General features: G+C 71.4%; 21 protein-coding genes. 13 read left to right on the top strand and 8 right to left on the bottom strand.

Annotation, left to right across the window (positions count from 1 at the left end):
* Position 1: 1 nt before the first annotated feature.
* Positions 2 to 2,875, bottom strand: a complete 2,874-nt coding sequence (locus tag IQ251_RS03925; protein WP_193927044.1) for an FAD-binding and (Fe-S)-binding domain-containing protein — start codon at positions 2,873 to 2,875, stop codon at positions 2 to 4.
* A gap of 174 nt (positions 2,876 to 3,049) precedes the next feature.
* Here IQ251_RS03925 and fabG point away from each other — a divergent pair, with 174 nt between their 5' ends.
* The 3 genes from fabG (at position 3,050) to IQ251_RS03910 (ending at position 5,689) form a co-directional block, all read left to right on the top strand.
* Positions 3,050 to 3,754: a 3-oxoacyl-ACP reductase FabG gene (fabG, locus tag IQ251_RS03920; protein ID WP_193927043.1), complete on the top strand. Its 705-nt coding sequence runs from the start codon at positions 3,050 to 3,052 to the stop codon at positions 3,752 to 3,754.
* A gap of 92 nt (positions 3,755 to 3,846) precedes the next feature.
* Positions 3,847 to 4,614, top strand: a complete 768-nt coding sequence (fabI, locus tag IQ251_RS03915; RefSeq protein WP_193927042.1) for an enoyl-ACP reductase FabI — start codon at positions 3,847 to 3,849, stop codon at positions 4,612 to 4,614.
* Positions 4,615 to 4,669: 55 nt separating this feature from the next.
* The gene (locus IQ251_RS03910; RefSeq protein WP_193927041.1) at positions 4,670 to 5,689 is read left to right on the top strand and encodes a ferrochelatase; all 1,020 of its coding nucleotides are present in this window, start codon (positions 4,670 to 4,672) and stop codon (positions 5,687 to 5,689) included.
* Between the two features lie 10 nt (positions 5,690 to 5,699).
* Here IQ251_RS03910 and IQ251_RS03905 read toward each other — a convergent pair whose 3' ends face one another.
* Positions 5,700 to 6,473, bottom strand: coding sequence for an Rv1486c family protein (locus IQ251_RS03905; RefSeq protein ID WP_193927275.1), 774 nt, complete (start codon positions 6,471 to 6,473; stop codon positions 5,700 to 5,702).
* A gap of 350 nt (positions 6,474 to 6,823) precedes the next feature.
* Complete coding sequence (locus tag IQ251_RS03900; protein ID WP_193927040.1) at positions 6,824 to 7,258, bottom strand: VOC family protein; 435 nt, start codon at positions 7,256 to 7,258, stop codon at positions 6,824 to 6,826.
* A 260-nt stretch (positions 7,259 to 7,518) separates the two neighbouring features.
* Between IQ251_RS03900 and IQ251_RS03895 the strand changes: the two genes are divergently transcribed.
* From IQ251_RS03895 to IQ251_RS03885, 3 genes are read left to right on the top strand one after another with little or no spacing between them, the layout of a single operon-like run.
* Complete coding sequence (locus tag IQ251_RS03895) at positions 7,519 to 8,349, top strand: DUF3097 domain-containing protein (RefSeq protein ID WP_193927039.1); 831 nt, start codon at positions 7,519 to 7,521, stop codon at positions 8,347 to 8,349.
* A gap of 55 nt (positions 8,350 to 8,404) precedes the next feature.
* Entirely contained in the window at positions 8,405 to 8,836 is a 432-nt protein-coding gene (locus tag IQ251_RS03890) for an NfeD family protein (protein ID WP_193927038.1), read from the top strand.
* 10 nt (positions 8,837 to 8,846) lie between these two features.
* Complete coding sequence (locus IQ251_RS03885) at positions 8,847 to 10,067, top strand: SPFH domain-containing protein (RefSeq protein WP_193927037.1); 1,221 nt, start codon at positions 8,847 to 8,849, stop codon at positions 10,065 to 10,067.
* Positions 10,068 to 10,200: 133 nt separating this feature from the next.
* Here IQ251_RS03885 and IQ251_RS03880 read toward each other — a convergent pair whose 3' ends face one another.
* On the bottom strand, positions 10,201 to 10,905 hold the full coding sequence (locus IQ251_RS03880) for a hypothetical protein (RefSeq protein WP_193927036.1): 705 nt from the start codon (positions 10,903 to 10,905) through the stop codon (positions 10,201 to 10,203).
* A gap of 101 nt (positions 10,906 to 11,006) precedes the next feature.
* Here IQ251_RS03880 and IQ251_RS03875 point away from each other — a divergent pair, with 101 nt between their 5' ends.
* Positions 11,007 to 11,501 carry a cupin domain-containing protein gene (locus tag IQ251_RS03875; protein ID WP_370591187.1) on the top strand — a complete coding sequence of 165 codons (495 nt, stop codon included), beginning with the start codon at positions 11,007 to 11,009 and terminating at the stop codon, positions 11,499 to 11,501.
* A 157-nt stretch (positions 11,502 to 11,658) separates the two neighbouring features.
* Here the strand turns inward: IQ251_RS03875 and IQ251_RS03870 are convergent, their stop codons facing one another.
* Positions 11,659 to 12,351, bottom strand: coding sequence for a GntR family transcriptional regulator (locus IQ251_RS03870; RefSeq protein WP_193927035.1), 693 nt, complete (start codon positions 12,349 to 12,351; stop codon positions 11,659 to 11,661).
* A gap of 111 nt (positions 12,352 to 12,462) precedes the next feature.
* On the opposite strand from IQ251_RS03870, the gene IQ251_RS03865 reads away from it, so the two are divergent.
* Positions 12,463 to 13,740 carry an MFS transporter gene (locus IQ251_RS03865; protein ID WP_193927034.1) on the top strand — a complete coding sequence of 426 codons (1,278 nt, stop codon included), beginning with the start codon at positions 12,463 to 12,465 and terminating at the stop codon, positions 13,738 to 13,740.
* Positions 13,741 to 13,853: 113 nt separating this feature from the next.
* Complete coding sequence (locus tag IQ251_RS03860) at positions 13,854 to 14,732, top strand: NmrA family NAD(P)-binding protein (RefSeq protein WP_193927033.1); 879 nt, start codon at positions 13,854 to 13,856, stop codon at positions 14,730 to 14,732.
* A gap of 32 nt (positions 14,733 to 14,764) precedes the next feature.
* Here the strand turns inward: IQ251_RS03860 and IQ251_RS03855 are convergent, their stop codons facing one another.
* Entirely contained in the window at positions 14,765 to 16,180 is a 1,416-nt protein-coding gene (locus tag IQ251_RS03855) for an amidase (RefSeq protein ID WP_193927032.1), read from the bottom strand.
* Positions 16,180 to 17,157: a D-2-hydroxyacid dehydrogenase gene (locus IQ251_RS03850; protein WP_193927031.1), complete on the bottom strand. Its 978-nt coding sequence runs from the start codon at positions 17,155 to 17,157 to the stop codon at positions 16,180 to 16,182. Before IQ251_RS03850 ends, IQ251_RS03855 begins: the two co-directional genes overlap by 1 nt.
* A gap of 208 nt (positions 17,158 to 17,365) precedes the next feature.
* Here IQ251_RS03850 and IQ251_RS03845 point away from each other — a divergent pair, with 208 nt between their 5' ends.
* From IQ251_RS03845 to IQ251_RS03830, 4 genes are all read left to right on the top strand, one after another.
* Positions 17,366 to 17,860: a DUF3830 family protein gene (locus IQ251_RS03845; RefSeq protein WP_193927030.1), complete on the top strand. Its 495-nt coding sequence runs from the start codon at positions 17,366 to 17,368 to the stop codon at positions 17,858 to 17,860.
* A 5-nt stretch (positions 17,861 to 17,865) separates the two neighbouring features.
* Positions 17,866 to 18,624 (top strand): maleate cis-trans isomerase family protein, encoded by a 759-nt coding sequence (locus IQ251_RS03840; protein ID WP_502362404.1) that lies wholly within the window; start codon positions 17,866 to 17,868, stop codon positions 18,622 to 18,624.
* Between the two features lie 117 nt (positions 18,625 to 18,741).
* The gene (locus tag IQ251_RS03835; RefSeq protein WP_193927029.1) at positions 18,742 to 19,530 is read left to right on the top strand and encodes a maleate cis-trans isomerase family protein; all 789 of its coding nucleotides are present in this window, start codon (positions 18,742 to 18,744) and stop codon (positions 19,528 to 19,530) included.
* Between the two features lie 14 nt (positions 19,531 to 19,544).
* A complete protein-coding gene (locus tag IQ251_RS03830; protein ID WP_193927028.1) occupies positions 19,545 to 20,231 on the top strand; it encodes a GntR family transcriptional regulator in 687 nt (228 codons plus the stop codon).
* Between the two features lie 308 nt (positions 20,232 to 20,539).
* Here IQ251_RS03830 and IQ251_RS03825 read toward each other — a convergent pair whose 3' ends face one another.
* On the bottom strand, positions 20,540 to 22,021 hold the full coding sequence (locus tag IQ251_RS03825) for an NAD-dependent succinate-semialdehyde dehydrogenase (protein ID WP_193927027.1): 1,482 nt from the start codon (positions 22,019 to 22,021) through the stop codon (positions 20,540 to 20,542).
* Positions 22,022 to 22,076: the final 55 nt, after the last annotated feature.

The following is a 22,076-nucleotide window of genomic DNA, read 5'->3' as shown; positions in this document are numbered from 1 at the left end:
GTCAGTCGTGACGGGGCGGATCCAGCGCGCGGGCGAGGAGTTCGGCCAGGTGCAGCGGTTGCGCGTCCGAGGTCTGGCGCAGTTGGGTGCGGCAGCTGAAACCGTCGGCGAGGACGGCGGTGCCCGGGTCGGCGGCGCGGACGGCGGGCAGCAGGGCGTGTTCGGCGCAGGCCACGGATACGTCGTGGTGCCCGCGCTCGAAACCGAAATTGCCTGCCAGACCGCAGCATCCGGCGTCGAGCACCCGGGTCGGCGAGCCGGCGGCCTCGGCCACCGCCCGGTCGGCGCGGTATCCGGTCTCGGCGTACTGGTGGCAGTGCACCTGGGCCAGCAGCGGTGGGCCGGACTCGGCGGGACGAGCCCAGCGCGCGGTGGTCGGTTCGAGCAGTTCGGCGAAGGTGGTCGCCGCGGTGGACACGCGCTGCACGTCGGGGTCGTCGGGGGCGAGTTCGCCGGCGTCGGCGCGCAGGAAGGCGGTGCAGCTGGGTTCCAGGCCCACCAGCGGTGCGCCGCGCTGCAGGTGGGGGCGCAGGGTGCGGGCGGTGCGGCGCAGCACGGTGCGGGCGGTGCCGAGTTGGCCGGTGGAGTGCCAGGTCAGTCCGCAGCACACCGATCCCTGCGGCAGCTCGACGGCGTGCCCGAGTTCTTCGAGCACGGCCACCGCGTCGCGGCCGATGTCGGGCTCGAAGTGGTTGGTGAAGGTGTCCGGGAACAGCACCACGCGACGGGAATCGCGGGGGCGCTGCCTGCGGGGCCGTTCGGCGAACCACGTCTGCAAGGACTGCTGCGCGGGTTGCGGGATGTCGCGGCGGGGTTCGATGCCGCCGAGACGTTTGAGCAGGTGCTGCAGCGGGGAGGACAGCGCACGTGCGGTCAGCCGGGGTGCCCGCGAGCCCAGTGCCAGCCACAGCGGCAGGAAGCCCATCGAGTAGTGCGCGGCCGGCCGCAGTCGGCGGCGGTAGTGGTGGTGCAGGAACTCGGCCTTGTAGGTGGCCATGTCGACCCCGACGGGGCAGTCGGTCTTGCAGCCCTTGCAGGACAGGCACAGGTCGAGCGCGTCGCGGACTTCGGGGGAGCGCCATCCGCGGGTGATGACCTGTCCGGACAGCATTTCGAACAGCAGGTGCGCGCGGCCGCGGGTGGAGTGCTGCTCTTCGCCGGTGGCGCGGTAGCTGGGACACATCACGCCGCCGGTGCTGTCCAGGCATTTGCCCATACCGACGCAGCGGCGGGTGGCCGGGGCGAGATCGCCGCCGTCGTCGGGCAGGGCGAGTTCGGTGCGGCTGGGGATCACCGGTGGGGCCACGATGGTGCGCAGGTCGGCGTCGACGGGGCGGGGGCGCACGATCTGGCCGGGGTTGAGCAAGTCCTCGGGGTCGAAGGCGGTTTTGAACCGTTCGAAGGCGGTGATGATCTCGGGCGGGTACATGCGCGGCAGCAGGGCCGAGCGGGCGCGGCCGTCGCCGTGTTCGCCGGAGACCGAGCCGCCGTGACCGACCACGAGGTCGGCGGCGGCTTCCAGGAAGTCGCGGTAGGTGGTGCCGCCGGACCGGCTCAGCAGGTCGAAGTCGATGCGCACGTGCACGCAGCCGTCGCCGTAGTGGCCGTAGGTCACGCCGCGCAGGCCGAACCGGGCCAGCAGCGCGTCGAAGTCGCGCAGGTAGCTGCCCAGCGCCTCGGGTGGCACGGCGGCGTCTTCCCAGCCCGACCAGCGTTGGGTGCCGTCGAGGAGGGTGGCGTAGCCGGATCCTTCCTCGCGGATCTTCCACAGCGCGGCGGTGCGCGCCGGGTCGGTGTGCACGACGTGGTCGGCCCGCTCGCCCAGGGCGGCGGCGATGCGTTCGGCGCCGGCGCGGGCTTCGGCTTCGTCGGCGCCGCCGGTCTCCACGAGTAGCCAGCTGCGCCCGCCCGGCAGCAGGGGAAGGGCCGGCGAGCGCGGGTTGCGGCGGCGCACCACGTCGACGAGTTCGGCGCTGAGCCCTTCGATGGCCAGGGCGTTGAGTCCGCGCAGGCGGGGGACTTCGTCGGCGGCGGCGTAGGTGTCGGCGAAACCGAGCACGGTGACGGCGCGGGCGCGGGGTGCCTCGACGAGGTCCACGGTGGCGCCGAGCACGGTGGCGCAGGTTCCTTCGGAGCCGACCAGGGCGCGGGCGAGGTGGAACCCGTTCTCCGGCAGCAGGTGGTCGAGGTTGTATCCGGACACGCGCCGGGTCAGGTCCGGGAACCGGGTGCGCACTGCCGGAGCGGTTTCGTCGCGCAGGTCGCGCAGCGTCCGGTACAAGGTGCCGGTGCGGTCGCCGCGCAGGCAGGCGCGTTGCAGATCGGCTTCGGAGGTGGCGCCGACCTGCAGCCGGGTCCCGTCGGTGAGCAGCACGTCGAGTTCGCGGACGTTGTCGACGGTTTTGCCCCAGGCCACCGAGTGGGTGCCACACGAGTTGTTGCCGATCATGCCGCCGAGGGTGCAGCGGCTGTGCGTGGAGGGATCGGGCCCGAAGGTCAGCCCGTGTTCTGCGGCGGCGGCGCGCAGGGAGTCGAGCACGACGCCGGGCTGCACCCGGGCGGTCCTGCGGTCCGGGTCGAGGTGCTCGATGTGGTCGAGGTGGCGGGCGAAGTCGAGGACCAGACCGGGGCCGCAGGCGTTGCCGGCGATGCTGGTGCCCGCGCCGCGGCTGGTGATGGGCACACCGTGTTCGCGGGCCAGCGCGGTGGCCGCGGCGACGTCGTCGGTGCTGCGCGGCTGGACCACCGCCACGGGGACTTGCCGGTAGTTGGAGGCGTCGGTGCTGTAGAGCGCGCGATGGCCGGGATCCGTGCGCACCGGGCCGGCCAGCGCGCGGCGGAGTTCGGCGGCGAAGGCGGCGTGCGGGTCGGCCATCGACGACTCCTCGGCGTCGTTGCGGGTGCTCGCAGCGCAGTCTGCCTGGCGGGCGGGCTGTAGGTGAACCACGACACGAGTGCTCGTTTTCTGTGCGGAGGCGACAGGCGTCGGCGGTGCGCGGGCCGATACTGTCGCTGCGGACGAGCACCGGGGGTTGAAGGGAGATCCACATTGGCACGGTCCGTACTGGTGACCGGCGGCAATCGGGGCATCGGGTTGGCGATCGCCGAGGCGTTCCAGGCCGCGGGGGACAAGGTCGCGGTCACCCACCGCGGATCGGGAGCTCCGGACGGGTTGTTCGGTGTGCAGTGCGATGTCACCGATCCGGACCAGGTGTCGGCGGCATTCGACGAGGTCGAGGCGGTGCACGGCCGGGTCGAGGTGTTGGTGTCCAACGCGGGGATCACCGAGGACGGTCTGCTGCTGCGCATGGGTGAGGAGCAGTTCGGGCGGGTCGTGGACGCGAATTTGGCCGGTTCGTACCGGGTCGCCAAGCGGGCGGCGAGCAGCATGCTGCGCAACCGGTCGGGACGGATGATCTTCATTTCCTCGGTCGTGGGGTTGTCCGGGGGAGCCGGTCAGGCCAACTACGCGGCGAGCAAGGCCGGTCTGGTGGGGTTGGCGCGGTCGGTGGCCCGCGAACTCGGTTCCCGGTCGATCACGGCGAACGTGGTGGCGCCGGGGTTCGTGCGTACCGACATGACCGAGGAGCTCTCCGAGCAGCGCCGCGCGGAGATCCTCGGGCAGGTCCCGATGGGTCGGTTGGCGGATCCGGCCGAAGTGGCGGGCACGGTGCAGTTCCTGGCGTCGGATGCCGCGGCCTACGTCACCGGCGCGGTCATTCCGGTCGACGGTGGTTTGGGCATGGGGCACTGATCGCCGCGGCGTAGCCGGTGTGGTGGGGGCCGGGTCGGCCCGGAGGTCGCGGGTGCCGTTCGGCACCCGCTGTCGAATGCGGAGGGTTTCTCGTGAGCGGATTGCTCGAAGGCAAGCGGATTCTGGTGACCGGGGTGATCACCGACGCGTCGATCGCGTTCCACGCGGCGAAAACGGCCCAGGAGCAGGGTGCCGAGGTGGTGTTGACCGGGTTCGGTCGGCTCAGCCTGGTCGAGCGGATCGCGTCGCGGCTGCCGAAACCGGCGCCGGTGGTCGAGCTCGACGTCACCGACGACGGGCAGCTGGAGTCGCTGTCCGAGCGGGTGGGCGAGCACGTGTCCGGATTGGACGGTGTGCTGCACTCGATCGGTTATGCGCCGCCGTCGTGCCTGGGTGCGGATTTCATGGCCGCACCGTGGGAGGACGTGTCCACGGCGGTGCAGATCTCGGCGTATTCGCTGAAGTCACTCAGCGCCGCGGCCCTGCCGCTGCTGGGGCAGGGCGGGTCCATCGTGGGCATGGACTTCGATGCCCGGGTGGCGTGGCCGGCCTACGACTGGATGGGTGTGGCCAAGGCGGCGCTGGAGTCGACGAACCGCTACCTGGCGCGCGAGCTGGGCCAGCAGGGCGTGCGGGTGAACCTGGTGTCGGCGGGCCCGGTGCGCACCATGGCGGCCAAGTCGATCCCCGGGTTCGGTGAGCTGGAGGACAGCTGGGGGACGCGTGCCCCGTTGGGTTGGGACGTCAACGATCCCACCCCGGTGGCGCAGACCGTGTGCGCGGTGCTGTCGGACTGGTTGCCCAAGACCACCGGTTCGATGATCATGGCCGACGGCGGGGTGCACGCGCTGGGGATCTAGCGGACACGCCGCCCCCGGTGCCCGCTGCGTGGTTGCGCAGCGTCATCATGGACGGGTGACTTTCGATGCGCTGCTGTTCCTGTCGTTCGGGGGCCCGGAGGGGCCCGAGGAAGTTCGCCCGTTCCTGGAGAACGTGACGCGGGGGCGGGGCGTGCCGCCGGAGCGGCTGGACGAGGTCGCCGAGCATTACCACCACTTCGGCGGTGTCTCGCCGATCAACCGGCTCAACCGGGACATCATGGTCGCGTTGCGCGGCGAGCTGGAATCGGCGGGGCGTGATCTGCCGGTCTACTTCGGCAACCGCAACTGGCACCCGATGGTCGAGGAGACGGTGGCGCAGATGGCCGCCGACGGGGTCGGGCGCGCGCTGGTGTTCGCGACGTCGGCGTGGGGCGGCTATTCGGGGTGCCGCCAGTACCACGAGGACATCGCCCGGGCGCGCGAGGCGGTGGGGCCGCGGGCGCCGGAACTGGTGAAACTGCGCCAGTTCTTCGACCACCCGCTGTTCGTGGAGGCCAACGCCGATGCGGTGCGGGCGGCGTTCACCGAGCTCGGGGCCGAGCCGGGGCAGGCGCGGCTGGTGTTCACCGCGCACTCGATCCCGCTGCGCGCCGACGAGGAGATCGGCCCGGACGGTGCGCCGAACTGGTATTCCCGCCAGGTCGCCGAGGCCGCGCGGCTGGTGGCCGGCCAGGTCGGGGTCGACGACTACGACGTGGTCTGGCAGTCGCGGTCGGGTCCGGCGCACGTGCCGTGGCTGGAGCCCGACATCGGCGATCACCTCGACGAGCTCTACGCGCAGGGGGTTCCTGCGGTCGTGGTGAGCCCGATCGGGTTCGTCTCCGATCATCTCGAAGTGGTCTGGGACCTGGACAACGAGGCCGCCGAGCTGGCCGAGGAGCTCGGGATCCGGTTCCGCCGCGCGGCCACGGCCGGCACGGATCCGCGGTTCCCGCAGATGATCGTGGACCTGGTCGCCGAGGAGACCTCGGATGCGCCGGTGCAAAAGCTCTCGGACATGCCGACAGCCGGGCGGGGTGTCAACGGGGAACCCTGCGACGACGCCGGCTGCTGATCGCGGCCGGTCAGCTCCGCGGGGCGCTGTCGGCCAGCACGCGCACCATTTCCGCGACGGCCGCGCAGCGCGCCGAGCGCACCGCGTCGAACAGCGGGCGCAGCGCGTCGGTGCGCTTGCGCATGGCCGAGGCCGAAACCGCGGCGCCGGGCGCGTCCTCGGTGGCGACCTGCAGGATGGCCTGGACTTCGGCGGCGCGCTGCAACACCCGCACGGCCCGCTGCGGCGAACTGGCCGGCCACGCCGGTGCGGGCCGGGACTCCACCGCTCGGGCGATCTCCTCGCGCACCCCCGGGCGCTGCTTGGCGACGCCGAGGTCGACCAGCGTGCTGGCGGCTTCGCGCATGGTCGAGGACATGCCGTGTTCAGCCTCGCCGATGGGCACGTGCTCATCGGGGCGCCGTTCGCCCAGCGGGTGCGCGGTCCAGCGCAGGATCCCGTCGGCCACCTGCTCGGGCACCAGGCCGACGGCGGCGTCGGGCAGCACTGCGGCCTCTCCGGCCCGCATGGCCTGCCGCGCGAAGTCGGTCGATCCGTCCAGTCCGCGGACGTCGCCGGAGACCGGCAGCACCAGCACGCCCTGCCCGGCTCCGGCTCTGCGCAGCGCGGCGAGCAGCAGGGCGGGGCCGGCAGGGGTCTCTTCGGGTCCGGGCAGCTCCAGCCGGGTGGCCAGGGCGGGGTCGGCCGCGCGCACCTCGTGCATCTCGGCCCAGATCTGCAGGGCGTCGAGCACGTCGTCGGCCGCGGCGGCCCCGTGCAACCAGGCGGAGCTCCAGACGACCATCGTGGCGCTGGGGCAAGGCACGCCGAAAGGGTACGTTCCGGTGCCCGTCCCGCGCGTCGAGGGGTTGTACTCCCGAAGCTGTCCTGAGCAGCGACGTAGGGCCGCCTTCCATGCGCCCGTGTTGCCGCGGTCGCTCGGCGGGAGGTTCGGCGCCGGCCGCGGCGCCGGCCGCGGAGCGGGCCGCGGAGCGGGCCGGTGGCGCGGGCTACGGTCATGCCTGCTGCCGTTGCGGGGTATCTGCAACACCGCATGTCGCGGTCGGACACGGTCAGTGCGCGACGGTGCTCATGTGCGGTCGAGGCTCCTCGCGCGGCACGGCACGCACGTCAGTCGCGTCGGCGTCGTCGACGTCAGGTGGCGGAGAAGTCGGGCAGGGTGATCGTGCCGTCGTCCGCGAGTGCGAACCCGGGGTTGTAGGCGATCTCCCACGCGTGGCCGTCGAGGTCGCAGAACGCGCCGGCGTACCCGCCGTAGAACGTCTCGCCGGCGGCGCGCGTGATCGTTGCTCCCGCATCCCGCGCAGCGACGAGGATCTCGTCCACCTCGGTCGGCGAGCGCACGTTGTGCGCCAGCGCTACGCCGCCGAAGCCGTCAGCTGCCGGGTTGCTGATGCCGAGATCGGCGGCGAGTTTGTCCCGCGCCCAGAGGCTGACCGCTAGGCCGCCAGCCTGGAAGAAGACCGTTTCCTGCACCTCCTGCCCGTGCCATCCCAGGCGCTCGTAGAACGCGTGGGCGCGGTGCAGGTCGGTGACTCCCAGGGTGATCAGGCTCAGGCGCTGTTCCACGGAGCTGGAGATTACCCGGCGGTGAGCGCAGCGTCTTTCCGAAAGCGGACAGGTGTGGCGCCCCCGGCCAGGCGACGCACCCATGAGCACGCCGCCACAGGTTCACGACCGACCGGTCCTTCGTACTCGCGATCGGCAGGGACGGGACAGCACGCACGAACCCGCGAGCGCTTCCGTGCGGCTCAGGACGGCGTCGGACGTGCGGTGCCGTCGCGGCGCGCCGCCACCGCCGGTGTCGCCGATCGGGTTAACGTTTCGGTGTGCGTTCGGTGGATTACGGCGATGACGTCCTGCGCGGTGGCGGGCGGCGCAAGCAGGTCCCGCAGGTGCCCGCCGAGGCGGGCCTGGTGGTCGAGGACGCCGCGGGCGGGTTCTGCGGTGCGGTGGTGCGGTTGGACAAGGAAGGCGTCGTGCTGGAGGACCGGCACGGCAGTCAGCGGGTGTTCCCGCTACGCCCGGCCGCGTTCCTGCACGAGGGCACACCGGTGACGCTCGTTCCGCCGACCCCGGCCGGTTCCGGTGGCGGTGGCACGCGCTCGGCGTCCGGATCGGTGCGCGTCCAGGGGCTGCGGGCCCGGACCGCGCGCGGCAGCCGAATCTGGGTCGAGGGGCTGCACGACGCCGAGCTCGTGGAACGGGTCTGGGGGCATGACCTGCGGGTGGAAGGCGTCGTCGTCGAACCGCTGCACGGCATCGACGACCTGGCCGGCGCACTGGCCGACTTCGAGCCGGGACCGGGGCGCCGAGTGGGGGTGCTGGTGGACCACCTGGTGCCGGGCAGCAAGGAATCGGCGCTGGCCGAGCAGGTGCAGCACCCGCACGTCCACCTCACCGGTCACCCGTTCGTGGACGTCTGGCAGGCGGTGAAACCGGCGGCGGTCGGCATCGACGCGTGGCCGGACGTCCCGCCGGGCGAGGACTGGAAGACCGGCGTGTGCACCCGGCTCGGATGGGGCGAGCCGGCCGAAGGCTGGCGCCGCGTGCTCGGGGCGGTGTCCGGGTTCCGCGAACTCGACCCCGCGCTGCTGAACGCGGTCGAGCAGCTGATCGACTTCGTCACCGCCGACGCGACCGGCGACATCACGCCTTGATCACGCCCGGGCACATTCCGAGCCCGGGTGTTGGACCGTCTGCCACCATGGCTGTATGAATCCCGCGCTGCTGTGGCTGATAGCCGGGGTGGTACTCGTCGTGGCCGAGGTGCTCTCCGGCGAGTTCGTCCTGGTCATGCTCGGCGTCGCTGCGTTCGGAGCAGCCGGAGCCTCGGCGCTGGGGGTGCCGTTGCCGCTGGACGCGGCGGTGTTCGCCGCGCTGGGACTGGGGCTGATCTTCCTGGCGCGTCCGGCGCTCAAGCGCCGGGTGCAGATCCAGCGGGAGCTCAAGACCAATGTGGACGCTCTGGTCGGCAAGACCGCGATCGTCGAGTCCACCGTGGATGCCCACCAGGGGCAGGTGCGGATGGACGGCGAGCTCTGGTCGGCACGGGCGTTCGACGAGACACAAGTGCTGCAGGTCGGCGAGACGGTGACGGTGATGGAGATCTCCGGCGCGACCGCCGTCGTCTGGGCCGAGCCGTGAGGAGATAGATGTGGGCCCGACCGAACTGATCATCCTGCTGGTCGTGGTGCTGGTGGTGATCATCGTCGCCGTCAAGTCCGTGCTGGTGGTTCCGCAAGCCCAGGCTTCGGTCGTGGAGCGGCTGGGCAAGTTCCGCGGTGTGGCCGGGCCGGGGCTGAACTTCCTGGTGCCGTTCCTGGACCGGGTGCGGGCGCGGATCGACCTGCGCGAGCAGGTGGTGTCCTTCCCGCCGCAGCCGGTGATCACCCAGGACAACCTGACCGTCTCGATCGACACCGTGGTCTACTTCCAGGTGACCGATTCCCGCTCGGCGGTTTACGAGATCAACAACTACATCGAGGGCGTCGAGCAGCTCACCACCACCACGCTGCGCAACGTGGTCGGCGGGATGAGCCTGGAGGAGACGCTGACCTCCCGCGACCAGATCAACACCCAGCTGCGCGGAGAACTGGACAAGGCCACCGGCCGCTGGGGCATCCGCGTGGCGCGGGTGGAGCTCAAGGCGATCGACCCGCCGCCGTCCATCCAGGACTCGATGGAAAAGCAGATGCGGGCCGACCGCGAGAAGCGGGCGATGATCCTCAACGCCGAAGGCGAGCGGGAGTCGGCGATCAAGACGGCCGAGGGCGAGAAGCAGGCCGCGATCCTGGCCGCTGAAGGCCAGAAGCAGGCCGCCATCCTGGAAGCCGAGGCCGGGCGCCAGTCCAGCATCCTGCGGGCGCAGGGCCAGCGGGCCAGCCGCTACCTGGAGGCGCAGGGCCAGGCCAAGGCGATCGAGAAGGTCTTCGCCGCGGTCAAGCGCGGCAAGCCCACCCCCGAACTGCTGGCCTACCAATACCTGCAGACGCTGCCGCAGATGGCGCAGGGCGACGCGAACAAGGTGTGGATGCTGCCCAACGACTTCGGCAAGTCGCTGGAGGGCTTCGCGAAGCTGCTCGGCGCACCCGGCGAGGACGGGGTGTTCCGCTACGAGCCGCCGAAGGAGGAAGCACCGACCACGCCTCCCGAGGAAGAGGAGGCGTCGGTGCAGGCCTGGTTCGACACGTCCTCGACGCCCGAGGTCGCCGAGGCGGTGCGCGCGGCCGAGGCCGTGGCCCGCAAGCAGGTGCCGAGCCCGGGTGTCGGCGACTCGTCGAGCGGAGCCGGGACGTTGGGCGAGCCGGGTGCGCTCGCGCAGCCGCCCGCGGATTCGGCCCCGCCGGCCCGCCGCGAGGAGGACGAGCAGCAGTAGGCCGCGACGACGAACGAGGCCGGCGGCGGGACGTGGTTCCCGCCGCCGGCCTCGTCATTTCGGGCGGCACGGCTCTCAGCTGTCCGCGGAGGTATCGAGCCGGTGGATGCGTGAACCCGGGTTGTTGGGCAGTTCACTCGACCAAGGGGGCCAGCAGCTCCTCGACGGCCGCGGCGACCGCGGCGGGCTCGGTTGCCGCGGCCAGGTGGTGCGCGTCGACGCGGCGGACGGGCATGCCGAGTGCAGCGGCTTCAGCGGATGCGGCGCCGTAGGCCTCGCTGAGCTGGACGTAGCCGGCCGGACCGCGCCAGGTCGTCCCCGGATGCGGTTCGCCGAGGAATCCGAGCGAGACATCGGGTTCCTCGGCGGCCAGCGCGGCGCGCAGGTCCGGATCAGAGACGAGTGCGGTGAGCGGGTCGGTGTCGAACCAGTTGTGCCAGCGAGGGAGCAGCGGGCCCCGGGCGTGCTGGTGCAGCTGGTCGGCGAGCCTCGCCGGCGTGATGTCCAGCCAGCTCTGACCGGGTGTGGGCAGCCCGGCGTCGAGGTAGACCAGCGCCGACGGGGGCTGGGGGAGGGCAGCGGCGAAGCCGGGCAGCAGGGGACCGGCACCGCTGTGCCCGATGAGGACGGCCGGCCCGTCGACGGTTCGGACGGCGTCCGCGACGAGCGCGGTGAGCTGGGGGTGCACCGGATCATTGGCGACCGCCGCGCGCAGATCGGGTACGAGGGCGGGGCGGTCGCCGGCATCGAACCGGTCGGCCAGCGGCCGCAGGCTCGTGGGTCCGAGGAAGGGGCTGTGCACCAGGACCGCGGTGGCGGTGGGTGGGGTAGCCGACATGGCAGCAGGATCGCGCATCGCGACCAGCTCCACTCGTCCGCACCCCGTTGAGCAGACGTCGAGCGCGGGAACCTCAAACCTCAGGAAACCCTATTGCTTCAGTGTCGACTGAAATTTACCGTTCACGACCCACAACCAAACCCGACAACGACGCCGCAGAAGCCCTCATGACCGATACCGGTGACGCGGAGGAACGGCTCCCGGTGATGCTGATGCCGGGCGAGGGTCGGACGTATGCGATGGGCGACCTCTCGGCGGTGTTCAAGGCCGACGGCGCGGAGACCAGTGGGCAGTACTCGATCTCCGAATGGTGGCTCGACCCGCACACGAAAGGCCCCGGCCCGCATTCCCATCCGGAAGACGACGTGTTCTACGTCCTGGCGGGCACGATGAGCCTGTTGGTCGGCAGTGACTGGATCGACGCGGGCGCAGGAGCGTTCGTGCTGGTACCCGGCAACGTCACGCATTCCTTCGAGAATCGAGGGGCTGAACCCGCCGGGATGCTCAACATCTCCGCCCCTGGCAATGTCGAAGCCCGCATGCCGGGGATCGCGCACTGGTTCCGCGAGCGTTCAGCCGCCGACTCCCGCGCCTGATCCACACCTCGCCGCAGCCCCGGCCGGGTCGTCGCGGACGCGGACCGCATGCGATGCGGGCACGACGAGGCCGGGCCCGCTCCGTCGCTGACGAGTCGCAGGACCTGGACATCGAGCCCGGATCTCGCCCAGCACACCGCTCGGCGCACGAGCACCCTTACTCGGACTCCGCCCCGAGGTAGTTGCCGCCGGTCAGGCCGAACGCGCGGACCGTGCCGAGCAGGTGCTCGCGCAGTGCGGCCTTGGCGAGGTCCGGGTCGCCGGAGCGCACGGCTTCGGCCAGTGCCGTGTGCTGGCTGGTGATGCGGGGGCGGGCGGTGTGCGTGCGGGCGGTGGAGGTGATGCGCATCTGCCGGTCGCGCAGCCGGTCGTAGAGGTCGGTGACCACGGGGTTGCCCGCGGCGGCCACGAGTTGGGCGTGGAAGGCGCGGTCGGTTTCGTGCAGCTGGGCGTCGTCGAGGTCGGAGCCGTCGCAGGCGGGGTGGGCGGCCAGGCCGGCGCCGACGTCGTCCATGGCCTGCTGTCCCTGGGCGGCGAGTTTGTCGATGGCGAAGCTCTCCAGGGCCAGGCGGGCTTCGATGACCGATCGGGCTTCCTCGGGGGTGACCGGCACGACCAGCGCTCCGCGTTTCGGGTACAGCCGCAGGAACCCTTCGCCCTGCAGCCGCAGGAACGCCTCGCGCACCGGTGTGCGGGACATGGCCAGGTCGGTGGCGATCTCGCCTTCGCTGAGCAGCTCGCCATCTGGGTAGCTGCCGTCCAGCAGCCCGGCTTTGACGTGCTGGTAGGCGCGGTCGGCGGCCGGGGGTTCGCCGGTGGCCGGGGATCCGGATGATGTTGCGCTCGACACGCGCCCATCGTACTTCCACCCTCCTTGTATCTATGATGAATACAAGAAGACGTGCCCTGCAGGAGAGGAACCGCCACCGATGTGCACCGCCCAGCCGCCGGAGTCCCGGTCGTGACCGCGCAGCCGGTCACCGAACCACCGCAGCAGGCACCCGCGACCGACCCGCGCCACCGCGCCGCGTGGGCGGTATGGGGCATCGGCGCGCTGTGCTACTTCCTCGCGCTGTTCCACCGCGCCAGCCTCGGCGTGGCCGCACCGGAAGCACTGGAGCGGTTCGGCACCGGACCGGCGGTGCTGGCGGTGTTCTCCGCGCTGCAGCTCGGCGTGTACCTGGTGCTGCAGGTGCCTTCCGGATTGCTGGCCGACCGGCTCGGGCCCCGCCGCGTGATCACCGCGGGCATGCTCGCGCTCGCCATCGGGTCGGCCGTGTTCGCGGTGAGCGGGTCCATCGTCGGCGGCATCGCGGGCCGGGTCCTCATCGGATTCGGCGACGCGTTCATGTTCACCAACGTGCTGCGGCTGGCCGCGTTGTGGTTCCCGCCGCGCAGGTTCGGCAAGATCGCCGCCCTGACCGGGCTGGCCGGCGGGCTCGGCCAGATCGTGTCGACGACCCCGCTGAGCGCGTCGCTGCACGGTCTGGGGTGGTTGCCGACCTTCCTGGGCGCGGGCGTGCTGACGGCCCTGGTGGCGCTGGTGGCCTGGCTGGTGATCCGGGATCGCCCGGGCAGCGCGGTGCCCGTCGCGCCGGAACCGGTCTCGACCGAGCCGATCTCTCGGACGCTGCGCGCGGTGGTGGCCCGGCGCGGGACGCGGCACTCGTTCTGGGTGCACTTCGTGCTCATGGCCCAGTTCCTGGCCGTGACGACGCTGTGGGGTGCACCGTGGCTGACCGAGTCCCAGGGGCATGCCCGCGACGAGGTGGGATCGCTGCTGCTGGTGTCGGTGCTGGCGTTCGTGGCGGGCACCTGGTTCGCCGGGCAATACGTGGCCGGACGCGTGCTGCGCAGGCAGCGGTTCACGTTGGGGCTGTCGATGGCGACCGCGCTGGCGTGGGCGGTGCTGGTCGTGTGGCCGGGTGTGCTGCCGATGCCGGTCCTGCTGGCGGTGCTCGTCGTGATCGGCGTGGCCGGTGGCGCGGCCATGCTGGCCTTCGACGGTGCGCGCGCGGCCAACGAGGCGCACCGTTCCGGCGCGGCAACCGGGGTGGTCAACATGGGCGGGTTCACCGCCGCCGTGCTGATCCAGCTGCTGGTCGGTCTGGTGCTGCAGCTGGTGGCGGATCTGCCTGCCGATGTGGCCTACCGGTGGGCGTTCCTGCCGGTGCTGCTGTTGCTGGTGGTGGGCACGGCCGCCCAGTTCCGGCTGGGCCGCCCCGCCGGTCACCGGTAATGCCGCCCGGGTGCGGCCTGGCCTGACCATCCGCCGCGATGGAGGCGCGCCACGTCGGACGGGACCGTTTCCCCGGGGATACTGGGGTTTCCGCTCGTGGGAAGGGGCTGCTGGTGCTGTTGGTGACGGGGCCGTCGGGCAATGTGGGCGCTGAGCTGGTCGGGCTGCTCCGCGAGCGCGTCGAGGGCGCCTGGCGGGTGGGAAGCAGGCACCCCGAGCAGTGGGGATCCGGGCTCGGCGCGGGTGAGGCGGTGCGGCTGGACTTCTTCGACCCGACGAGCTGGCCTGCGGCGCTGGACGGCGTGGACACGCTGTTCCTGCTGTTCCCGCTGCCGAGCAACGAGGCCGCTCGCAGCGGGATCGTGCCGTTCCTCGACGCGGCGCAGCGGGCGGGTTGTCGGCATGTGGTGTACGTGTCGGTGTTCGGTGCTGATCGCGCCCGGTTCCTGCCGCACCACAAGGTCGAGCAGGCACTGTTGGCCTCGTCGATGAGCTGGACGGTGCTGCGGTGCAGCTTCTTCGTGCAGAACCTGCACCGGCACCTGTCCACCCACGGCAGCGACATCGCCGACCGCGGTGAGCTGTTCGTGCCCGCCGGTGGTGGGCGCACGACGTTCCTCGATGCGCGCGATGCCGCGGCGGTGGCCGTCGACGCCCTTCTGGCCCCGGACCGGCACCGCAACCGGGTGCATGAGCTGACCGGGCCGGAGGCGCTGACGATGCCGGAGGTCGCCGCCGCGCTGACCCGACACCTGCAGCGTCCGGTGCGCTACACGCGTCCGAGCGTGCCGCGGTTCGCCGGCCGGTTGCGCCGCCGCGGAGTCGGGTGGGACACGATCCTGTTCATGTCCGCCGTCTACACCCTGACCCGGGTGGGGCTGAACCAGCCGATCACCGGCGAGGTCGAGCAGCTGCTCGGTCGGGCTCCGCGCACCCTGGACGATTGCCTCGCGGACAGCGCGTGGCGCTGGCAGCAGCGGGCTTGGACGTGAGTCGTCGATCTCGGGTGGTTCAGCCCGGTGGTTCAGCCCGGTGGTGCGGGCCGGGTGACGGGGTGGGTCTGCTCGTAGGCGTGCGCGGCGCGCAGCACGCGGGCGTCGTCGTGGCGGGCGCCGACGATCTGCAGTCCGATGGGCAGACCTTCGGTGGTGAAGCCGCAGGGGATGCTGGCGGCGGGCTGCTGGGTCATGTTGAACGGGTAGCTCAGCGGGGTCCAGCCGGTCCAGCGGGTGTGGCCGGATCCGGGCGGGACTTCGGGTCCGGCGTCGAAGGCCGCGATCGGCACGCTGGGGGTCAGCAGCAGGTCGTAGGTGCGGTGGAAGGCGCCGGCGAGCTGGCCCATGCGCATGCGGGTGTTCATGGCGTCGAGGTAGTCCAGGGCGCTGTAGGTGCGGCCCTGTTCGCAGATCTCGGCCAGCCCGGGGTCCAGCAGCGCGCGTTGCCGGTCGGTGAGGTGCTCGGTGGATTTGGCGGCGCCGCTGAACCACAGGACGTGGAAGTCGTCGGCGCAGTCGGGGAATCCGGGGTCGGCGTGTTCGACGTGCGCGCCCAGGTCGGCGAAGGTGCGGGCGGCGGTGAGCACTGCCTCGGCGATCTCCGGGTCGACGGTGGCGTGGCCGAGGTCGGTGCTCACGGCGATGCGCAGCCCGGCCACCCCGTCGTCGAGGCCGGCGGTGGTGGGTTCGGGTGGCGCCAGCGCGGCCCAGTCGCGGTCGTCGGGCTCGGACAGCACGTCCAGCAGCAGGGCGGTTTCGGCGGTGGTGGTGGTGATGGGTCCGGCGTGGGCGAGGCTGCCGAACGGGCTGGCGGGGTAGTGCGGCACCCGGCCGAAGGTGGGTTTGATGGTGGTGACGCCGCAGAAGGCGGCGGGGATGCGGACGCTGCCGCCGCCGTCCGTGCCGATGGCCAGGGGCGCCATGCCGAGCGCGACGGCGGCTGCTGCGCCGCCGCTGGATCCGCCTGCGGTGCGGGCGGGGTTCCAGGGGTTGCGGGTGATGCCGTGCAGCGGGCTGTCGGTGACGCCTTTCCACGCGAGTTCGGGGGTGGTGGTCTTGCCGACGAGCACGGCGTTGTGCTCGCGCAGCCGGGCCACGGTGGGTGCGTCCTCGGTCGGCGGCTGTTCGGGGTCGCTGGTGCGTGAGCCGCGCAGCGTGGGCAAGCCTGCGGTGAGGAAGATGTCTTTGACCGAGGTGGGAACCCCGTCGAGGTGTCCTTCGGGTTCGCCGCGCTGCCAGCGCTTTTCGGATTCGCGGGCCTGTTGCATGGCTGCGTCGGGGGTGTGCAGGCAGTAGGCGTTGACGGTGGGGTCGGCCTCGGCGATGCGCTGCAGGGTGGCTTCGGTGGCGTCGACGGGGGAGAGGTCGCCGGTGCGGTAGGCGTCAAGCAGTTCGGTGGCGGTGAGGTCGGCCGCGGTGCGTTGTGCCGGGTGGGTGTGTGCCATCAGTGCTCCGTTCCGCTGACGTAACCGCGTTGTTTGTTGACCGTGTTGTGCAGGGTCTGGCCGTGGCGGTAGCTGCGCAGGTTGGCCAGGAACAGGTCGAGCAGTTCGTCGATCCAGCCGGTGGTGTCGCCGGACATGTGCGGGGAGACGAGCACGTTCGGCAGTTGCCACAGGGGTGAGTCGGTGGGCAGGGGTTCGGTGTCGAAGACGTCGAGGGCCGCGCCGGCGATGGTGGAGGTGCGCAGCGCGTCGATGAGGTCTGCTTCGACGACGAGTTCGCCGCGGCCGACGTTGATGATGCGTGCGGTGGGGGCGCAGCGGGACAGGACGGCGGCGTCGAGCAGGCCGGTGGTCTGCTCGGTCAGCGGGGCGGCGAGCACGATGTAGTCGTGCTCGCCGATGTAGGAGGGCAGGTCGGCGGAGGCGTGCACGGTGCCGAAGTCGGGGTCGTCGTCGCGGGCGCTGCGTCCGGCCGCGGTGACGTGCATGCCGGCGGCGGTGAGTTGTGCGGCGATGGCGCGCCCGATGGGGCCGGTGCCGATGATCAGGGCGCTGCGTCCGGCGATGCGTTCGGTGACGCGGTGCTGCCAGTGCAGGCGGTCCTGCTGGCGCAGGGTGGTGTGCAGGTCTTTGGCGAAGGTGAGCACGCAGGCCAGCACGTACTCGGCCATCGGCTGGTCGAAGACGCCGCGGGAGTTGGTGATGGTGACCGCGGAGTCGAGGACGTCCGGGGTCAGCAGGTGGTCGACGCCGGCGGTGGCGGTGTGGATCCAGGTCAGCTGGTCGGCGGCCGGCCAGGCCCGCGGGAGGGCTTCGGTGCGGAAGTCCCAGACGAACAGCACGTCGGCGCCGGGCAGTGCCTCGGGTAGCTGGTCGGCGGTGGCGTAGCGCAGCTCGGCGTGCGGCTGGATGCGGGTCATCTCGGCGGGCGGGGTTCCGCCGTGCAGGACGACGACCACCGGGGCGGGGTTGTGCATGGGCCTGACCTTAGAGCGGGTTCTGCGGGGGGCGCGGGTCGGTGTGGTGCGGCCCGGGGTGGGGTCAGGCCGAGGCATTGACACGCTAGAAAGCGCTCGTAGGATTGTCAACAATCTGCGGATCGGTGCGGTTCGTGCTGGTCGCGGCCCGGTTTCCGCTGGATGTCTGCTGCGTGTGCCCGTGAGTGCGCCGAAAGGGGAGTGGCCGATGCCCCGGTACCTGTCGATCTCGTTGGACAAGCGCGGTGTGTCGTGCGTGGCTGAGCTGCTGGACAAGGACGCGCCGCGCACGTGCGAGGCGGTGTGGCAGGCGCTGCCGCAGGTGGGGCCGGTGCACCACGCGAAGTACGCGCGCAACGAGGTGTACACGATGGTCGAGCGCTTCGCCGACCACGAGCCGGGTCAGGAGAATCCGACGGTGACGCCGATTCCCGGCGATGTCGTGTACTTCTCGTTTCCCGGCGGGATGCTGGATCGGGAGTTCAAGCAGGACAAGGGCATCGAGCAGCTGCCGGGGGTCATTGATCTGGCGTTGTTCTACGGGCGCAACAACCTGCTGCTCAACGGTGATGTGGGCTGGGTGCCGGGCAACGTCTATGCCTCGATCGTCGAGGGGCTGGATCGGATGGCCGAGGCGTGCAACGACGTGTGGCGCAGCGGCAGTGTCGGCGAGGCGCTGCGTTACGAGCGCTACGCCGGGTGAGCGGGGTGCTCGGGGAGGGGCCCGCGGTGCTGTCCGGTCCGGTCTGCCAGCGCGGGGTGGGCGTGATCGTGCCCTACGACATGGCGTTGGACCGCGAGTTGTGGCGCTGGTTGCCCGGCGGGGTGTCGTTGCACGTGACCCGCACGGCGTTCGTGCAGGCGCCGGTGTCGGTGGAGCAGGCGAGCCTGGTCCGCGACGAGTCCGCGGTGCGCACGGCGACGCGTGATCTGCTGACGCCGGAGCCGGAGGTGGTGGCCTACAGCTGCACGTCGGGCAGTTTCGTCGACGGTGCTGCCGGTGAGCAGGAGCTGGTCGCGATGATGCGCGATGCGGGTGCGCAGCGGGCGGTGACCACATCGGGGTCGCTGGTGCGGGGGCTGCGGACGTTGGGGTCGGTGCGGGTGGCGATCGCGACGCCGTACGTGGCCAGCGTGACCGACCGGCTGGTGGCGTTCTTCGCCGAGCACGGGGTGCAGGTGGTCGCCAGCGCGGGGTTGGGGTTGTCCGGCCAGATCTGGAAGACGAGTTACCGGCAGGTCGTGGAGATCGTGCGGGCGGCGGATCATCCGGAGGCCGAGGCGATGGTGATCAGCTGCACGAATCTGCCGACCTACGAGATCATCGGGCCGCTGGAGCGGGAGCTGGGCAAGCCGGTGCTGTCGGCGAACCAGGTGACGGTGTGGGCGGCGCTGCGCGAGATGGGGCTGCAGGCCGTGCCCGGTGAGCAGCGGTTGGTGCAGGCGGAGACCGAACAGGCCGCGTGACGAAACCGTCACAGGCGTGTCAGCGGCGGTGTCGGCCGGGTTAAGATTGTCGACAATTGACCGGTCGTTGGGTGCTGGCCGCTGTGCCCTGCGCCGGGGGTGTCCCGGGTGGGGTCGATGTCCACGAGACGGGAGCTGCTGGTGACGATCAGTGCGGGGATCCTGTATCCGGGGTTCAGCGCCGAGGACGATTTTCCCCTGCTGCAGGGGCTGCTGGGTGCTGATGTGGCGCTGCCGTTGGTGCACACGCTGATGCGGGAGGACGCGCACCGGGTGGATGCGTTGCTCGATGTCGGCGGCGCGGAGGTGCTGGCCGACGGGGCGCGGCGGCTGCTGGCCGAGCACTCGGTGGATTCGGTCGTGTGGGCCTGCACGAGCGGGAGTTTCGTGTTCGGCCGGGATGGGGCGCGCGAGCAGGTCGAGCGGCTCGAACAGGTCGTGGGGCTGCCGGCGTCGTCGACGTCGTTCGCGTTCGAGCACGCTGCCGCGCAGCTGGGATTGACCCGGGTGGCGGTGGCGGCGACGTATCCGGCGGAGGTGGCCGAGCGGTTCGTGCGGTTCTTGGCCGGGGCCGGGTTGGAGGTGGTGCGGATGTCGGCGCGCGGGATCGTCACCGCCGCCGAGGTCGGCACGCTGGGCCGCGAGCAGGTGCTGGAGTTCGCCGCCGCGCATGATCACGAGCGGGCCGAGGCGCTGCTGCTGCCGGACACGGCGCTGCACACGGCGGCGTGGTTGGACGAGCTGGAGCGGCATGTGGGCAAGCCGGTGCTGACCGCCAACCAGGTCAGCGCGTGGGAAGGGCTGCGGCTGGCCGGGGGTGCCGGTCGGCGTGGCGGAGTGGGAAGCCTGTTCGGCGGCGGGGTGTCCGCGTCCGCGGCCGGGTGGCAGGGGGTGTCCCGTGGTTGAGGAGATGGTGTCAGGTGCTGGGAACCGATGAGCACAACCAGCAGCCGGGTGATTTAGAGCCGGTGCAGCGCAAGTCGACCGCGGCGATCGTGGCCGACCAGCTGCGGGCGGCGATCATGTACGGGTCGCTGCCGCCGGGCAGTCAGCTCGGCGAAGCTGAGCTGGCGCACCGGCTGGGCGTGAGCCGGGGACCGCTGCGGGAGGCGATGCAGCGTCTGGTGGCCGAGGGCCTGTTGCGCAGCGAGCCGCACCGGGGGTTGTTCGTGATGTCGTTGGACGCCGAGGACGTGCGCGACATCTACCTGGCGCGGCTGGCGGTCGAACGGGCGGCGTGCGAGCAGATCGTGCGGCATCACCGGGTGGAGGCGGTGGCGGAGCTGACCGCCGCGCACAGCCGGATGGTGGCGGCGGCGGGTTCGGGTGGCCGGGACGGGCTTGCCGATGCCGATCAGGAGTTCCACGAGACGTTGGTGCGGGTCTCGGGCAGCGCGCGGCTGCAGCGGATGGCGCAGACGCTGCTGGTGGAGAAGCGGATGTGCTTGGCGGCGTTGCAGGACAAGTACCAGGCCGATGTGCAGGCGCTGGTGGATGAGCACCGCGGGCTGGTGGATGCGATCGAGACCGGTGACGAGCAGCTGGTGCTGCAGCGGCTGGCCGCGCACATGAACGATGCGCTGCACCGGTTGGGCCTGGATTCCTGAAGCTGCCCCAAGGGGCGAAGTGGTCGGGGCGCTGGACCTCACCTGTTGGTTTGCGGTCGGTGCCCCGCTCGGTACGGCGCTCGTCGGTGCGTGCGCCAGCCGGTCGACGTCTCCCGCGGCCAACCAGAACCTGGCGCCAGAACCCGACGATCACCAGCTCACAAGCCTAGCGAGGCATGTCCGCCCGATTGTCGACGAGTACGACGCGACGCCCTGGGATCAGCTCCGGGGTTTCAGGACCCGGTTGGGCGAGTCGTTCGAGCAGCGGTAGCGGGGCGGACCCGGGCCGACCGGATCCGCCCCGGTGTTCACATCCCGCCGATGGAGACGTACTTGGTTTCCAGGAATTCGTCGATGCCGACCTTGCCGCCTTCGCGGCCCAGCCCGGACTGTTTGACGCCCCCGAACGGGGCGGCCGGGTTGGACACGACGCCCTGGTTGAGCCCGATCATGCCGGCTTCCAGGTTTTCCGACACGCGCAGCGACCGCTGCAGGTCGCGGGTGTAGACGTAGCTGACCAGCCCGAATTCGGTGTCGTTGGCGCGGCGCACCGCTTCGTCCTCGTCGGTGAAGGTGGCGATGGGGGCCACGGGTCCGAAGATCTCCTCGGTGTTCATCCGGGCCGCGGCCGGCACGTCGGTGAGCACGGTGGGTTCGTAGAAGTGCCCGTCGCCGCCGCTGCGCCGCCCGCCGGTGACGACCTGGGCGCCGGCTTCGACGGCGTCGCCGACGAGATCGGCAACTTTGCCGAGCTGGGTGGCGTCGATGAGCGGCCCGACCTGCACGCCGTCGGCGACACCGCGGCCCACGGGCATGGCGGACATGCGTTGAGCGAGTTTGCGGGAGAACTCGTCGGCGACGTCGCGGTGCACGTAGAAGCGGTTGGCGGCGGTGCAGGCTTCGCCGATGTTGCGCATCTTGGCCTGCACGGCGCCGTCGACGGCGGCGTCGAGGTCGGCGTCGTCGAACACGAGGAACGGGGCGTTGCCGCCGAGTTCCATGGACACGTTGAGCACGTTGTCGGCGGACTGCTCGATGAGGGTGCGGCCCACGGCCGTGGAGCCGGTGAAGGAGAGCTTGCGGGCGCGGCCGTCGCGGATCATCGGTTCCACGAGGGTGCCCGCGCTGCGGGAGGTGACGACGTTGAGCACCCCGTCGGGCAGCCCGGCTTCGGTGAGGATCTCGGCCAGCGCCAGCATCGACAACGGGGTCTGGTGCGCGGGTTTGATCACCGAGGTGCAGCCGGCGGCGATGGCGGGCCCGATCTTGCGGGTTCCCATGGCCAGCGGGAAGTTCCACGGGGTGATCAGCAGTGCCGGCCCGACGGGCTGGTGCATCACCAGGAAGCGTCCGCTGCCGTTGGGGGCCACGGCGTAGTCACCGCCGATGCGCACGGCTTCTTCGGCGAACCAGCGGAAGAATTCGGCGGCGTAGGCGATCTCGCCGCGCGCTTCGGCCAGTGGTTTGCCCATTTCGAGCGTCATCAGTAGGGCCAGGTCGTCCTGGCGGCTGATCATCGTCTCGTAGGCGCGGCGCAGGATCTCGCCGCGTTCGCGGGCGGGGTGGCGTGCCCAGTCGTGCTGGGCAGCGGTGGCGGCGTCGAGGGCGGCGATCCCGTCGGCGGCGGTGGCGTCGGCGACCGGGCACAGGGCGCGGCCGGTGGAGGGGTCTTCGACGTCGTAGGTGCGGTCGCCGTCGGCGGGGCGCCACTTGCCGCCGATGAGCAGTTGCTTGGGGGCTGCTTCGACGACGGTGCTCTCGCGGGGATGCTGCTGGGTCTGGGCGGTCATGGCGGTGGCGGCCTTCCTTTCCGGCGGTGGACACCGACGCTGGCTGATGGTTGCA

This window comes from Saccharopolyspora montiporae, assembly GCF_015209505.1.
Classification (GTDB): domain Bacteria; phylum Actinomycetota; class Actinomycetes; order Mycobacteriales; family Pseudonocardiaceae; genus Saccharopolyspora; species Saccharopolyspora montiporae.
Note: the sequence above shows the minus strand (reverse complement) of the source record. Positions and strands in the feature narration are given on the sequence as shown.

What these genes read in the sequence shown, in the direction of transcription:
- IQ251_RS03925 (WP_193927044.1), bottom strand. Translation starts at nt 2,875, where the DNA reads ATGGCCGACCCGCACGCCGCCTTCGCCGCCGAACTCCGCCGCGCGCTG.
- IQ251_RS03905 (WP_193927275.1), bottom strand. Translation starts at nt 6,473, where the DNA reads ATGGTCGTCTGGAGCTCCGCCTGGTTGCACGGGGCCGCCGCGGCCGAC.
- IQ251_RS03890 (WP_193927038.1), top strand. Translation starts at nt 8,405, where the DNA reads ATGAATCCCGCGCTGCTGTGGCTGATAGCCGGGGTGGTACTCGTCGTG.
- IQ251_RS03880 (WP_193927036.1), bottom strand. Translation starts at nt 10,905, where the DNA reads ATGTCGGCTACCCCACCCACCGCCACCGCGGTCCTGGTGCACAGCCCC.
- IQ251_RS03855 (WP_193927032.1), bottom strand. Translation starts at nt 16,180, where the DNA reads ATGGCACACACCCACCCGGCACAACGCACCGCGGCCGACCTCACCGCC.
- IQ251_RS03850 (WP_193927031.1), bottom strand. Translation starts at nt 17,157, where the DNA reads ATGCACAACCCCGCCCCGGTGGTCGTCGTCCTGCACGGCGGAACCCCG.
- IQ251_RS03845 (WP_193927030.1), top strand. Translation starts at nt 17,366, where the DNA reads ATGCCCCGGTACCTGTCGATCTCGTTGGACAAGCGCGGTGTGTCGTGC.
- IQ251_RS03835 (WP_193927029.1), top strand. Translation starts at nt 18,742, where the DNA reads ATGTCCACGAGACGGGAGCTGCTGGTGACGATCAGTGCGGGGATCCTG.
- IQ251_RS03825 (WP_193927027.1), bottom strand. Translation starts at nt 22,021, where the DNA reads ATGACCGCCCAGACCCAGCAGCATCCCCGCGAGAGCACCGTCGTCGAA.